Annotated in this window: 13 protein-coding genes and 1 pseudogene; all 14 read left to right on the forward strand. The window is 54.1% G+C overall.

Going from position 1 to position 13,185, the window contains the following annotated elements:
* Positions 1–134 precede the first annotated feature (134 nt).
* The 14 genes and pseudogenes from ACX9GV_RS02930 (at position 135) to ACX9GV_RS02995 (ending at position 13,115) form a co-directional block, all read left to right on the forward strand.
* Entirely contained in the window at positions 135–452 is a 318-nt protein-coding gene (locus tag ACX9GV_RS02930; RefSeq protein ID WP_023489529.1) for a non-heme iron oxygenase ferredoxin subunit, read from the forward strand.
* 2 nt (positions 453–454) lie between these two features.
* On the forward strand, positions 455–763 hold the full coding sequence (locus tag ACX9GV_RS02935; RefSeq protein WP_023489528.1) for a recombinase-like helix-turn-helix domain-containing protein: 309 nt from the start codon (positions 455–457) through the stop codon (positions 761–763).
* A gap of 18 nt (positions 764–781) precedes the next feature.
* Positions 782–1,825, forward strand: a complete 1,044-nt coding sequence (locus tag ACX9GV_RS02940) for a Rieske 2Fe-2S domain-containing protein (RefSeq protein WP_473196991.1) — start codon at positions 782–784, stop codon at positions 1,823–1,825.
* On the forward strand, positions 1,822–2,577 hold the full coding sequence (locus ACX9GV_RS02945) for an SDR family oxidoreductase (RefSeq protein ID WP_473196992.1): 756 nt from the start codon (positions 1,822–1,824) through the stop codon (positions 2,575–2,577). Before ACX9GV_RS02940 ends, ACX9GV_RS02945 begins: the two co-directional genes overlap by 4 nt.
* Before the next feature lie 29 nt (positions 2,578–2,606).
* Positions 2,607–3,401 carry an IclR family transcriptional regulator gene (locus ACX9GV_RS02950; protein ID WP_023489525.1) on the forward strand — a complete coding sequence of 265 codons (795 nt, stop codon included), beginning with the start codon at positions 2,607–2,609 and terminating at the stop codon, positions 3,399–3,401.
* Positions 3,402–3,521: 120 nt separating this feature from the next.
* On the forward strand, positions 3,522–4,463 hold the full coding sequence (locus ACX9GV_RS02955; protein WP_473196993.1) for a VOC family protein: 942 nt from the start codon (positions 3,522–3,524) through the stop codon (positions 4,461–4,463).
* Positions 4,460–5,659 carry an NAD(P)/FAD-dependent oxidoreductase gene (locus ACX9GV_RS02960; protein WP_473196994.1) on the forward strand — a complete coding sequence of 400 codons (1,200 nt, stop codon included), beginning with the start codon at positions 4,460–4,462 and terminating at the stop codon, positions 5,657–5,659. The genes ACX9GV_RS02955 and ACX9GV_RS02960 overlap by 4 nt, the downstream gene beginning before the upstream one ends.
* Positions 5,660–5,697: 38 nt before the next feature.
* Complete coding sequence (locus ACX9GV_RS02965; RefSeq protein WP_473197967.1) at positions 5,698–6,945, forward strand: MFS transporter; 1,248 nt, start codon at positions 5,698–5,700, stop codon at positions 6,943–6,945.
* 34 nt (positions 6,946–6,979) lie between these two features.
* On the forward strand, positions 6,980–7,504 hold the full coding sequence (locus tag ACX9GV_RS02970; protein WP_023489521.1) for a cupin domain-containing protein: 525 nt from the start codon (positions 6,980–6,982) through the stop codon (positions 7,502–7,504).
* Entirely contained in the window at positions 7,504–8,322 is an 819-nt protein-coding gene (locus tag ACX9GV_RS02975) for an alpha/beta fold hydrolase (RefSeq protein ID WP_473196995.1), read from the forward strand. The genes ACX9GV_RS02970 and ACX9GV_RS02975 overlap by 1 nt, the downstream gene beginning before the upstream one ends.
* Positions 8,319–9,113 (forward strand): SDR family oxidoreductase, encoded by a 795-nt coding sequence (locus tag ACX9GV_RS02980; protein WP_023489519.1) that lies wholly within the window; start codon positions 8,319–8,321, stop codon positions 9,111–9,113. Before ACX9GV_RS02975 ends, ACX9GV_RS02980 begins: the two co-directional genes overlap by 4 nt.
* 12 nt (positions 9,114–9,125) lie before the next feature.
* Positions 9,126–9,899: an aspartate dehydrogenase gene (locus ACX9GV_RS02985; protein ID WP_023489518.1), complete on the forward strand. Its 774-nt coding sequence runs from the start codon at positions 9,126–9,128 to the stop codon at positions 9,897–9,899.
* 128 nt (positions 9,900–10,027) lie between these two features.
* Positions 10,028–11,439 (forward strand): annotated as a pseudogene (locus ACX9GV_RS02990) (aldehyde dehydrogenase).
* Between the two features lie 38 nt (positions 11,440–11,477).
* Positions 11,478–13,115: a thiamine pyrophosphate-binding protein gene (locus ACX9GV_RS02995; RefSeq protein ID WP_473196996.1), complete on the forward strand. Its 1,638-nt coding sequence runs from the start codon at positions 11,478–11,480 to the stop codon at positions 13,113–13,115.
* Positions 13,116–13,185 lie beyond the last annotated feature (70 nt).

Raw genomic sequence — 13,185 nt, forward strand, 5'->3', positions numbered from 1 at the left:
GGCAACTTTTAAACAACCATTTGTTAACAATCCATCGGTGATTTTCTTGACTAAAGAATCGCCATATTTATAGTGGCTGTATTAAATAATAAACTAAGTTTCATATATGAGACAAATAGTTAAGGATGGAAGATATGAGCTGGAAGAATGTGTGTGAGGCATCTCAGGTAACCGAGGATTTTCCTTTCTCTGCGAACATAGAGGGTAGGGAGATCGGCGTTTTCCTGGTGGAGGGGCAATATTACGCGCTGGAAGATGTTTGCCCGCATGCCTATGCCTTGCTCAGCCAAGGGTTTGTTGATGACGGAAAAGTGGAGTGCCCGCTACACGAAGCCCAGTTTGATGTGCGTACTGGCAAGTGTTTGCGCGAGCCGGGTGGCCGTGATCTGCGAACCTACCCTACCCGGATGATCGACAATCAAATCCAAATCACCTTGATCACAGAGGAATAAGCATGCAGCCGATTACTGATTTCAACCCTTGGCTACCGGATAGCCAACAAGTGATTCCCTCCCGTTTTGGCGGTAATGGTCAAATCCATCATCCCGGTAAATATCAAAATGTCATTTGGCAAAGTCGGGCGCGGGTTCCAGACGGCTTTGAAACTGCCCTGGTCGGCGCGTTGGAAGAGATTTTTGAACAGGGGGCGGAAGAGCTGGATCAGATTATCCAGGCCCTCAATCAGCGCCGCTTTTTTGATCGCCATGGGCAGCCATGGAACGAAGACACTTTCCGCCAATTCCTTCAGGTTAACGGTTTCTGAGCCGCATAGGAGAAGAACATGACAAATCAGACCCCATCCTCCGCGCAGACAGTACAGGAGTACCTTGATCAGGGTTTACGTGGTCTCTGGTATCCGGTGCTGGCCAGTTGGGAAGTGAGCAGTAACCCGGTGGGGATCACCCGCCTGGAGCAACAGATCGTATTATGGCGTGATAGCCAAGGCCAACTCCATGCGCTGGAAGATCGCTGCCCCCATCGTGGTGCGCGCCTTTCCGTGGGCTGGAACTTAGGTGATCGCATCGCCTGCTGGTATCACGGTGTCGAAGTTAATGGTGACGGTGTCGTCAAAGATGTCCCAGCGGTGGATCGTTGTCCACTGGTGGGGCAGAAGTGTCTGCGTTCTTATCCGGTGAAAGAAGCCTATGGCGCGGTTTTCCTCTATTTTGGGGTTACAGCTGACGAACCACCTGCAGAACTGACGTTTCCTCAGGAGTTGGCGGATGGCGAAAGTTATAGCCATTTCCTCTGTACTGCCAGTTGGGACTGTAATTACCAGTATGCCTTGGAAAACGTGATGGACCCGATGCACGGTTCTTATCTCCATTCCGCCTCCCACTCTATGGCGGAAGGGGATCGCAAGGCCAATATGTCGTTGCAGCCCACTGGCAGTGGATTCATCTTTAAAAAGGATGAACAAAGTGGTGTGAACTTTGACTGGGTAGAGCTAGGTAGTAGTGGGGCGTATTGGATGCGCCTGTCGATCCCGTATAAAAAACGCTTTGGGCCGGGGGGACATTTCTGGATCATCGGGATGGCGGTACCGGAAGATAAAGATCACTGCCGGGTATTTTTCTGGCGGATCCGTAAAGTGAAAGATTGGCAGCGTGATGCCTGGCGTTTTATGTATCGCAATCGTTTGGAAGGTTTACATTGGGACGTGCTGGAGCAAGACCGTATCGTGCTGGAAAACATGGTACCGAACGCACGTGGCCGTGAATATCTTTACCAGCATGATGTGGGGCTCTCCCGCCTGCGGCGTGTAATGCAGAAGGAAGCCCAAAAACAATTGGCGACCCTCAGCCAACAGGAGACCGCACAGTGAGCGGCCTGCTGGCAGGGAAACGGATAGTGGTCACCGGTGCTGCCCGGGGGCTTGGGCGCAGCTTTGCGGCGGCACTGGCTCAGTCCGGCGCCAGTGTGGTGATGTGCGATATCCTGGCTGCAGAATTGCAGGATAGTGCCGCCAGCTTGCGCCAGCAGGGGGCACAGGTGGAAGTACAGGTTATCGACCTCGCCTCTCCCGCTTCCATCACCGCCGCTTTTAGCGAGATCGCTAAAGGTGGCGTGATTGATGGCTTGGTGAATAACGCCGCATTGGCCACCGGCGTGGGCGGTAAGACCATGATGGAGTACGATATTGATCTGTGGGATCGGGTGATGCAGGTGAATGTGCGTGGTACTTGGTTGGTAAGCCAGGCGGCGGTTCCACTGTTGGCGCAGACGGCCCATGGCAAAATCGTTAATGTCGCTTCAGATACCGCGTTGTGGGGCGCGCCCAAATTGATGGCTTATGTGGCCAGTAAAGGGGCGGTGATCGCCATGACCCGTTCCATGGCTCGCGAGCTGGGGCCGCAGGGGATCTGCGTTAATACCATTGCTCCAGGTTTGACCCGGGTAGAAGCCACAGAGTATGTTCCCGCTGAACGGCACCAATTGTATGAGCAAGGCCGAGCTTTGACCGGGGTACAACATCCAGACGATGTGACTGGCAGTGTGATTTATCTGCTGTCACCATTGGCGGATTTTGTCACTGGCCAGTTATTACCGGTCAATGGTGGCTTTGTGTTTAATTGACAGGTAGGCAACGACTTAAGAGGTAGCACATGGCAGACGAACAAGCGTGTAAATATCTTATCCCCGGGCTGGATCGCGGGTTACAACTGCTACTGGCATTCGGTGAGCAGCATAAGGAAATGACCTTTGCAGAATTACATCGCCTGGTCGATATGCCAAAAGCTACGGCCTATCGGGTGGTACAAACACTGGAACATCTGGGTTTTTTGGAGCGTAATCCACGTACCAATACCTTTGCGTTGGGGATCAAAGTGCTGCGGTTAGGCTTTGAGTATATCGCCTCATTGGATGTTGCTCAGGTGGGTCAACCGGTGATTGAGCAATTGCGTGATCGCAGCCAGTGCAGTAGTCATCTGGCGATCCGCGATGGGCATGATGTGATCTACATTGCCCGTGTCAGCGCGGCGGGTTCGCAGATAAATCAGGTGAGTGTGGGCACTCGCTTGCCAGTACACCGTACTTCTCTTGGCCGCATGTTGCTGACCAGTACCAGCCGGGAAGAGTTTGAGAAGCTATTTCCGCAGGAAACCTTACCTGATAGGGCACCGGGTACGCCCGCTAGCCGTGAGGCTTTGTGGCAAATGGTGCAGCAAGATAAAGCGCGCGGTTATGTGATTGGTGAATCCTTCTTCCGGCTAGGTATCTCGTCGATCGTTTACCCGATCTTTAACCGCGAACGGCAGGTGGAGGCAGTAGTCAGCATTATGGTGCCCTCGAATGAGATCCCGAAAGCGGACCGCGAACGGTTACGCGCCGAAGTGCGTGATGCCGCAGTGAAAATATCCGGGTTTCTAGGGGCATCGGTGCAGGAGTACGCCAGCTAGGTCACTGTTACAACCAGACTGATTCTTTAACTCAGGCAGTAATCAGGCTCATGCAAATTAATGGGCCAGGGTTCGCTCATGCCTGAAAAACATATTCAGCGATAACCTGAGGCACAACGAATGAGCATAAGCGGAATCGAAAAGCTGGAATTTGGCGTTGAAGATCTGCCAACGTGTGAAAAATTTATAAAAGACTTTGGCTTGCAGCCAGTGGTTCAACAGCAGGGGGATCTCTACCGTGAGTTTACCACCCTCACTGGGGCCAAAGTGGTGCTGTATCCACAAAACAGCGGGGCATTACCCCCAGCGTTTGAAGCGGGTTCTACGCTGCGCCGTATCACTTGGGCGGTTGAAAGCCCAACTGCTCTGGCTACATTACAAAAGAAACTGGCACCCATGCCAGGCTTCCACCAGGTGGGCGAAGAGTTTGAATGCCAAGATCCTAACGGCATGACGGTACGCTTTGCTGTCAGTGCGCAGCAGCCAGTGAGTCTGCCGGTATCGCCGATTAACCAGTGGGGAGATGTACGCCGCATCGATCAAGCCAGCCCGGTTTATACCCAGGCACAACCCGTTAATATCGGCCATGTGGTGTTCTTTGTGGAAGACTTACCGGCTACGGAGCGTTTTTACTGCGATGTGCTCGGGTTCCAGGTGTCTGACCGCTATATTGACCGCGCGGTGTTTCTACGCACCCAGGTACGCGGGGTTCACCACAACCTGTTTCTGCTCAAATTGCCCAACCGCCCGCGTGGCCTGAACCATGTGGCGTTCACCGTGCGCGATATCCATGAAGTGATCGGCGGTGGTATCGCCATGAATAAACAGCAGTGGAGCACTTTTCTTGGCCCGGGCCGCCACCCGATCTCCTCTGCCTACTTTTGGTATGTCAACAGCCCGACCGGCGGCGCGTTTGAATACTACACCAATGACGATTACTTGACCGAAAACTGGCAACCCCGTGAGCTGGAGCATTCGCTGGTGTCATTTACCGAATGGGCGGTTGAAGGGGGAATAGACCACGATACCCGCCGGCAACATCACAAAACGGGGGCGCTATGAGTGCAGGTATTGTGATTATTGGTGCTGGGCAAGCGGGGGGTTGGGCCGCCAAAACCCTGCGTGCAGATGGTTACAACGGCAAACTCACGGTGGTGAGTGATGAACCTTATGATTTCTATGAGCGTCCACCGCTTTCTAAATCCGTGTTGCTGGATGAACAGGCTCCACTAAGCCGCCTGTTTAGTGAAGAAGAAGTTTCCGCGCTAGATATCGACTGGTATCGCCCATTACGGGCTGAGGCGATTGATGCCCATCAGCAGACGGTGACGCTCAATAATGGTTGCCAACTACATTTTGAACAACTGTTGCTGGCCACCGGTGGGCAGCCACGCTTGCCGGATGCCCACTGGGCCAGTCATCCGCACGTGATGACATTGCGCTCTTGGGATGATGCCATTCGCCTGCGCCACAATTTGCTGCACTGTAAAAAACTGGCAATTGTTGGCGGTGGCTGGATTGGCCTGGAAATCGCCGCTTCAGCCCGCAAGCTGGGCATTGAGGTGACGGTATTTGAGCGGCAACCTGCATTGTGTATGCGCAGTGTTGGGTCAGAGGTCTCGCAGGCGTTGCTGGAACTGCATCAACAGCAGGGTGTGACGGTGCATTGCGACTGTGGCGAACTCACCCTTGAGGACCGGCAGGGAACTGCGTGGATAACCAGTGGCAAAAGCGCCGCACACTCTTTTGATCGGGTGGTGGTGGGCATTGGCGTGGAGCTAAACCTGGCGTTAGCACACAGTGCTGGGCTGCGGGTTGAGCATGGGATTGTGGTCGATGGGCAAGGGCGAACCAGCCACCCGGCAATTTTTGCCGCTGGCGATGTGGCACGTCATCCTAAACTTGGCCTCTGTCTACAGTCTTGGGCTTACGCACAGAACCAGGCGATTAGCACCGCCCACGCGATGCTGGATGCCACCGCGGTACCTTACGATGAAGCCGCCTGGCTTTGGTCAGATCAATATGACGCCAATATCCAGATCCTTGGCATCCCTAATGGGGGTGTTCACTCCGTGGTGCGCCGAACACCGCAATCATCGCTGTTTTTTACCCTGAATGCTGAGCAGCAACTGGTGCAAATGGTGGCGTTTAATGATGCGCGCGCCATCAAGCTGGGTAAACGTTGGCTGGCCAGTGGCCGGATATTGGATCCGCAGCAACTGGCGGATGTGGAGTTTTCTCTGATGGCGTTGAAATAGCCGCCGACCTGAGGGAGCGTTTTATGACGATACAAGATATTGACACCCGTAATACTCGGGTGGGGGATGTTGTTGCCGAAAACTTGCCAACCAGAGTGCGTTGGTCAGCGCCTATCGCCCTGTTTGCCTGCGTATTGCTGGCATTTTTCGACAAGATCAGTATTGCTGCACTGTTTTCTGACGCCGAGTTTCAGCAGGCGATGGGCATTGGTTTTGATCCTGCCCGGCTGGGATTACTGATGAGTGCCTTCCTGTTCTCTTACGGCATCTCTTCCATGTTGCTGAGTGGCATTGGTGACCGGTTAAACCCAGTCAAAGTCCTGATCGGTATGATGGTGAGTTGGGGGGTGCTGATGGTCTTAATGGGCCTGACACGCTCCTATTACAGCATGATTACCTTGCGTGTTTTGCTGGGGATCGCAGAAGGTCCACTGATACCGATGGCTTACACCATTGTACGCCAGGCATTTCCGCAACATTTACAGGCACGTGCCACCATGATGTGGTTATTAGGCACGCCGATCGGTGCGGCGCTCGGCTTCCCGGCAACCTTATATATTCTGCACAACTTTGACTGGCAAAGTACCTTCTTCTTTATGGCATTTCTGACACTGCCGGTCATGCTGTTGGTGTTTTGGGGGACCAGACATCTGAATGTGGATCGCCCCGTGCTGGCTGGTAATAGCAAACCGCTGGCTGCTGAGCGTAGGCAGCTACGGGCTGAACTGTTTCGGACCCCGCATTTCTGGATGATTTGCCTATTCAATATTGCATTTCTGACCTACCTGTGGGGCATGAATGGTTGGGTGCCTAGCTATCTCATTGAAGGTAAAGGTATTCATCTGGAACATGCTGGCTACCTGTCATCACTACCGTTTATTGCCATGCTGTTAGGCGAAGTGCTGGGTGCCTGGCTATCAGACAAAATGGATCGCCGGGCTTTGGCCTGTTTTATCTCATTGTTTGGGGCCGGCTTGGGTTTGTGGGTGGTGTTACATCTGCAGGGGACTTACAGCGTGATTGCCGCCATGTCTTTCAGCACCTTTATGTGGGGTACCGGGGCACCCAATATCTTTGCCCTGTTGGCTAAGGCCACCAGCAGCCGGGTTAGCGCCACTGCTGGCGGTATTTTTAACGGGTTAGGTAACTTTGCCGGTGCTTTGGCTCCGGTGCTGATGGGGGCGTTGATCGCCGCTAGCGGCAATATGGATAACGGCTTGCTGTTCCTGGTGGTGATGGCCTTGGTTGGCTGCGTCATTTTGCTGCCGTTAGTGAAAAAATATTGATGTGACCATATTGATATAACAAAGGAGAGAAAATATGTCTCAAGTTGAAGATAAAGCAGTGACCAAGCCGCAGGATCTGACGATAAAACAACGGGTAGAGTCACGCATCGCCCGCTTTGAGGGGCGTAAATACGACTGGAACGCACTGAAGTTTCAGGCGGATTATGATCCGAAGTATCGTCGCGCGCAGATGCGCTATCTGGGGACTGGTGCTACCGGTGTCGCCAGCGATAGCAACACCGTTCCGGCAGAGCACTTTACTTTTTCCACCATGGTGCTGCCCGCCAAATGTGAAGGACCGCTGCACCTCCATGCGGATGTTGAAGAAGTGTTCTTTATGCTGAAAGGCAGCATCACGGTGATGATCAGAGATGGTGACGAATACTACGAAACCACCCTGAAAGAGCGTGACCTGATATCCGTACCGGCAGGGATTTATCGCGGCCTGTTCAACCATGGTGAAGAAGAAGCCCTAATGTGCGTGATGCTGGGTACCCCCAAGCCGGAAATACCGACCTACCCGGCGGATCACCCTTTATCCAAAGTGAAGCGTAACTGATGAGTGGTTTACCGCAACGCCAACAGGCGAACTGTGGCGGCTACCCATTAAGCTGGCGTGAGGCGGGACAGGGCCAGGCGGTGTTGTTACTGCATGGTATCAGTTCCGGCTCCGCTTCTTGGGTCAAGCAGTTCAGTGATAGCGCCTTGACGGATAACCATCGTCTGATCGCCTGGGATGCCCCAGGTTATGGTGGGAGTGCGGTACTGGCGCAAGCGACAGCCAGTGCCGCCGACTATGCCAAGGCGTTGGCGGCCTTGGTTGCTGAGTTGGCGTTGCAACAGCCACTGATTGTTGGGCATTCCCTTGGCGCGTTGATTGGCAGTGCCTACGCCGCCGCCCATCCTGATGGTATCAGTGGCTTGGTCCTGGCTGATCCGGCGCAAGGTTATGCCACGGCCAGCGCAGAAAAACGCCAGCAGGTTTATGCACAGCGTAAACAATTGATGGCAACACTCGGCCCACAAGGTTACGCAGAGCAGCGTGCGGCGGCGTTACTGCGTGAGGGGGCAGAACCACAGGATATCGCTTGGGTCGGTAATGGTATGCAGCAGCTTAATCCCGCTGGTTTTCTTAATGCGGCGTGGATGTTGGCCAATGATGACATCCATCAATATTTGCGTGCTTACCAGGGGCACTTACAGGTGTGGTGTGGCAGTGAAGACCGCATCACCCCGCCAGCAGGGGCTGAAAGTCTGGCACAACAGTATGCTGCGCCGATGCGCCTGATCCCAGCGGCAGGGCATGCCAGCTATCTTGATGCCGCAGCACTGTTTAACCGTTATTTGCAGCAGTTTACGGGGGGGATCCCATCATGAACTTTCAAATAGAGCAACGAGTTGCCGTGGTCACTGGTGGCTCCTCAGGGATCGGTTTTGCAACCTTGCGTCTGCTACTGGCGGAAGGGGCAAAAGTGGCTTTCTGTGGTCGTAACCCAGATAAACTGGCTTCTGCACAGGCCAATTTGCGCGATGAGTTTCCACAAGCACAAATCCTGGCATTACCCTGTGATGTGCTTGATGTTGACCAGGTTGCCCACTTTGCTGACCAGGTGAACCACCATTTTGGTGCAGTGGATATGTTGATCAATAACGCCGGGCAAGGGTTTGTGGCGAATTTTGAGCAAACACCACGTGAAGCCTGGCTGCATGAAGCAGAACTCAAACTGTTTGGGGTGATTAACCCGGTACAGGCATTTTTACCCGCGTTACAACGTTCAGATATTGCTTCGATTACCTGCGTTAACTCGTTACTGGCTTTGCAACCGGAAGAGCACATGATTGCCACCTCGGCGGCTCGGGCCGCGCTACTCAATATGACGCTGACCTTGTCGAAAGAGCTGGTGAGTAAGGGAGTGCGTGTCAATTCTATCCTGCTGGGAATGGTGGAATCTGGTCAGTGGCAGCGCCGCTTTGCCCAACGGGATGATCAGCAGCAGAGCTGGGAGCAGTGGACAGCGGCGCTCGCGCAGCGGCGTGGTATTCCGATGAAACGACTGGGTAAGCCCCAAGAAGCGGCACGCGCCTTGCTGTTTTTGGCCTCACCCATGGCTTCCTTTACGACTGGGGCGACACTGGACGTTTCCGGTGGTTTTAACCGGCATCTCTGATAGGGCCAGAAAATGAAAAAAATCATGATGATAGGTTATGGCTCAATGGCCAAAGAGGTGGTGGCACGCTTACCAGCAGGGGTTGAATTGGGTTGGATCCTGGCACGGGAAAAACATCATGGCGAGATCGCGGCGGCATTTAATGGGCGCGTGGTGGCGTTGAGTGACCCGGCACAATGCAGCGAGCGGCCTGACCTGGTGTTGGAGTGCGCCAGCCAACAGGCAGTTGCCGAGTTTGGTGAAGCTATCCTGAAACGTGGTTGGTCGCTGGCGGTGATCTCTACCGGTGCGTTGGCTGATAGCGCATTACAACAGCGTTTACAGCAGGCGGTGGCAGCGCATCATGGCCGGTTGATGGTGCTGTCTGGTGCGGTGGCGGGTATGGATGGACTGGCGGCGGCTCGTGAGGGCGGGCTGGAAAGTGTCACTTACCAATCCAGCAAAAGCCCGGCCAGTTGGCGTGGTAGCCAAGCGGAAAAATTGATCGACCTAGATAGTGTCACTGAAGCGCGAGTGTTCTTTGAGGGCTCAGCCCGTGAGGCGGCACGGCTATTTCCAGCCAATGCCAATGTGGCTGCCACCATTGCACTGCATGGCCTGGGGATGGATGCCACGCGAGTACGCTTGCAGGTGGATCCACATACCCAACGCAATACCCATCGCTTACAGGTATCTGGCCGCTTTGGTCAATTCCAGATTGAGCTCTGTGGCAACCCGTTGGCGAGTAACCCCAAAACCTCAATGTTGGCGGCGTTGAGTGCGGTACAAGCTTGCCGTGACTTGTAATGGCCAGTGAACGCCAGTGATAGCCGAGATTTTGACCTTAGTTTTTATTGCCTGAACAACAGGAGTACCTGATGGAAACGTTAAAGATTTTTCTTGCTGGCCGCTGGTGTGAGGGGCGAGGTGACGAGATGCAGTCGGTTTTTCCGGCTGATGGCAGCGTGAATGCCCACTTGCGTGCCGCCAGCATTGAAGATGTCAATGAAGCGGTGACGGCAGCGGAACAAGCCTGGCGCAACCCAAACTGGCGGGGGGTGATGCCGCATCAGCGTGCGGCTATTTTGTACCGTGTTAGTGATTTGATCAGCGCACAGGTAGAGAGCTTGGCGCAACTGCAAACCCGTGATAACGGTAAGCCATTAGCGGAAACCCGTGGATTAGTGATGAGTGCGGCAGCTACTGCGCGCTATTTTGCTGCCGCCTGCGAAGTGCTTGAGGGAGAACTGCCCACTCAGCGCAACCGTGACGTAATGACCTTAAGCCAATATCAACCGTTGGGGGTGATTGCGGCCATCACCCCCTGGAACTCCCCCATTGCCAGTGAAATGCAGAAAGTGGCGCCGGCGTTAGCTGCAGGAAATGCCGTGGTGCTTAAACCTGCCGAAGCGACGCCTTTAATGGCGCTGAAATTGGCGGAGTTGTTTGAACAAGCGGGTTTGCCTGCCGGCTTGCTGAGTGTATTACCGGGTAAAGGGTCAGTGATTGGCGAAGCGTTAGCGCGTCACCCACTAGTGAAGAAGATCTCTTTTACCGGCGGTACCGGCACTGGCCGTCATCTGGCCCATATTGCGGCTGAAAAACTGATCCCCACTTCACTGGAGCTGGGGGGTAAATCACCAACGATAGTCTTAGCGGATGCCGACCTGGAGCAAGCGGCAAGGGGTATTTGTTACGGTATTTTCAGTTCGGCGGGGCAGGCGTGTATTGCCGGATCGCGGTTGTTTGTACACCGTTCATTGTATCAGCCCTTATTGGCACGCTTGTGTGAACTGACGGCGGGTCTGCGTATCGGCAACCCACTACAGCCCGGTATTCATCTGGGCCCATTAATCAGCCAAAAACACCGCCAGAGCGTCGCGGACTACGTGGCGTTGGCTCAGCAGGAGGGGGGAGAGTCCTGATGGGGGGCGAGTCACCGGCCGATCCACAATTGGCGCAAGGCAGTTATTACCTGCCAACGATTATAGAAGGGCTGAGTAATAGTGCTCGGGCCTGCCAAGAGGAGATCTTCGGCCCGGTGCTGGTGGTAATGCCGTTTGATGATGAAGCACAGTTGGTTGAACTGGCCAACGACTCAGTATATGGCCTGGCCGCAGGTATCTGGAGCCGTGATTTTACCCGTGCGATGGCGCTGGCAGAACAGTTGGAAACCGGCACTGTGTGGATTAACACCTACAAAACATTCTCGATTTCTACGCCATTTGGCGGCTTTAAACAGAGTGGCTTGGGGCGTGAAAAGGGCCGCCAGGGTATTCAGGCTTATATGCAACAAAAAAGCCTGTATCTGGCATTGAGTAATCAGCCCAATCGTTGGAGTGACTGAGCGTCTTCCATAAAACAAGATAATCAAGAAGGTAGAAGATGAACGAAAAAATAACGGTTGGTGAGGCGATAGTCCGAACGCTGGAACAGTACCAAGTGGCTGCAATCTATGGCGTTATCTCAATCCATAACCTGCCAGTGGCCGATGCTATTGGGCAACGTGGGGCGATCCGCTTTGTGCCAGCACGCGGCGAGGCAGGGGCGGTGACCATGGCGGATGCTCACGGGCGTTTTTCTGGCCTGGGGGTGGCGTTGACCAGCACCGGCGCTGGGGCGGGCAATGCGGTGGGGGCAATGATTGAAGCACTGAATGCCAATACGCCATTACTGCACATTACCGGCCAGGTAGAAAAAGCCTATCTGGATGCTGATGCCGGGTTTATTCATGAAACCAAAGATCAATTGGGTTTTCTGCGTGCTTGTTCCAAGCAGGCTTATCGGGTGCATACGCCCGAACAGGCGGTAGCGGTGTTGCAACGGGCTATTCTGGATGCGCAGACCGTTCCTTGTGGCCCGGTGGCGATAGAGATCCCGATCGATATTCAAAACAGTCTGATCCCTGCCAATCTGGTAGGTGGTGCCATTTTGCCACCGGTGTTGCCAGCGGCGGCTGACGTGGCGGTAGAGCGCCTGTACCAGCGCTTGCGCAGTGCCAAACGCCCGCTACTGTGGGTGGGGGGCGGTGCACTGGCCTGCCGTGAAGCGGTTAAACAGTTGGCAGATGCCGGCGTGGTGGTAATTTCCAGTACGCATGGGCGTGGTATTTTGCCCGATAGCCACCCGCGCAGCTTGCGGGCATTCCATAACTCACCCAGTGTTGAAGCGATCCTGACGCAGTGTGACTTAACGCTGGTGGCGGGTTCTCGGCTACGTAGTAATGAAACGCGTACTTGGTCGCTACCACTGCCTCGCCCGTTGGTACAGATTGATATCGACCCGGCGGCAGCCAACCGTAACTATCTGGCAGATGAACAGATTTCTGGTGATTGTGCTGCTTTGCTCACTGCATTGGCAGCACGGTTGACCCCAGGAGAAAAAGTGAATGCCGACTGGGATAGGGAAATTGCTCAGGCGGTAGAGCAGGCAGAAGCGGCACTGCGCCAGCAGTCGGGGGAATACGCCAAACTGAATGATGCGATCGCCAGCGCATTACCACCGGATGGTTTACTGGTCCGTGATATCACCGTCTCTGGCAGTGTTTGGGGCAGCCGCCTGTTCCGTGCTATTTCACCTTTGTGCAATATTCACTCCTTGGCGGGGGCGATCGGCATGGGGTTATCGATGGCCATTGGTACGGCGATTGCCAACCCACAGCGCAAAGTGGTGGGACTGGTGGGGGATGGGGGTTTAGCCCTAGGGTTAGGGGAATTGGCGACCATGGCGCAGGAGAAAGCCAATATCACTTTGCTGATTATGAATGATGGTGGTTATGGTGTGATGCGGGGTATTCAAGATAAGTATTTTGCCGGGCGGCAGTACTATAACCAATTACATACCCCAGATTTTTGCCAGGTTGCCGAAGCTATGGGAATCAAAGCCTGGAAAGTGAATCATGCCGAGCAGTTTGCCGGTGTTATGGCAGAGGCGATTAACTACTCAGGGCCATCAGTGGTCGAGGTGGAGATGAACAGCGTAGGCCCCTTGAGTTTTGCCGGTCCACCACAGAAATTGTATTAACTATCGGCGGCAAAGCGTTCTGCCATTTTTCAAGCGACTGCCATGTTTATATCATCCGCTGTTTTATCAG

Source organism: Serratia sp. 25CWL12 (assembly GCF_055790885.1).

Bases quoted from the DNA above. Each gene is read 5' to 3' on its own strand.
- ACX9GV_RS02930 (WP_023489529.1), top strand. From the start codon at position 135: ATGAGCTGGAAGAATGTGTGTGAGGCATCTCAGGTAACCGAGGATTTT.
- ACX9GV_RS02935 (WP_023489528.1), top strand. From the start codon at position 455: ATGCAGCCGATTACTGATTTCAACCCTTGGCTACCGGATAGCCAACAA.
- ACX9GV_RS02940 (WP_473196991.1), top strand. From the start codon at position 782: ATGACAAATCAGACCCCATCCTCCGCGCAGACAGTACAGGAGTACCTT.
- ACX9GV_RS02950 (WP_023489525.1), top strand. From the start codon at position 2,607: ATGGCAGACGAACAAGCGTGTAAATATCTTATCCCCGGGCTGGATCGC.
- ACX9GV_RS02955 (WP_473196993.1), top strand. From the start codon at position 3,522: ATGAGCATAAGCGGAATCGAAAAGCTGGAATTTGGCGTTGAAGATCTG.
- ACX9GV_RS02960 (WP_473196994.1), top strand. From the start codon at position 4,460: ATGAGTGCAGGTATTGTGATTATTGGTGCTGGGCAAGCGGGGGGTTGG.
- ACX9GV_RS02970 (WP_023489521.1), top strand. From the start codon at position 6,980: ATGTCTCAAGTTGAAGATAAAGCAGTGACCAAGCCGCAGGATCTGACG.
- ACX9GV_RS02975 (WP_473196995.1), top strand. From the start codon at position 7,504: ATGAGTGGTTTACCGCAACGCCAACAGGCGAACTGTGGCGGCTACCCA.
- ACX9GV_RS02980 (WP_023489519.1), top strand. From the start codon at position 8,319: ATGAACTTTCAAATAGAGCAACGAGTTGCCGTGGTCACTGGTGGCTCC.
- ACX9GV_RS02985 (WP_023489518.1), top strand. From the start codon at position 9,126: ATGAAAAAAATCATGATGATAGGTTATGGCTCAATGGCCAAAGAGGTG.
- ACX9GV_RS02995 (WP_473196996.1), top strand. From the start codon at position 11,478: ATGAACGAAAAAATAACGGTTGGTGAGGCGATAGTCCGAACGCTGGAA.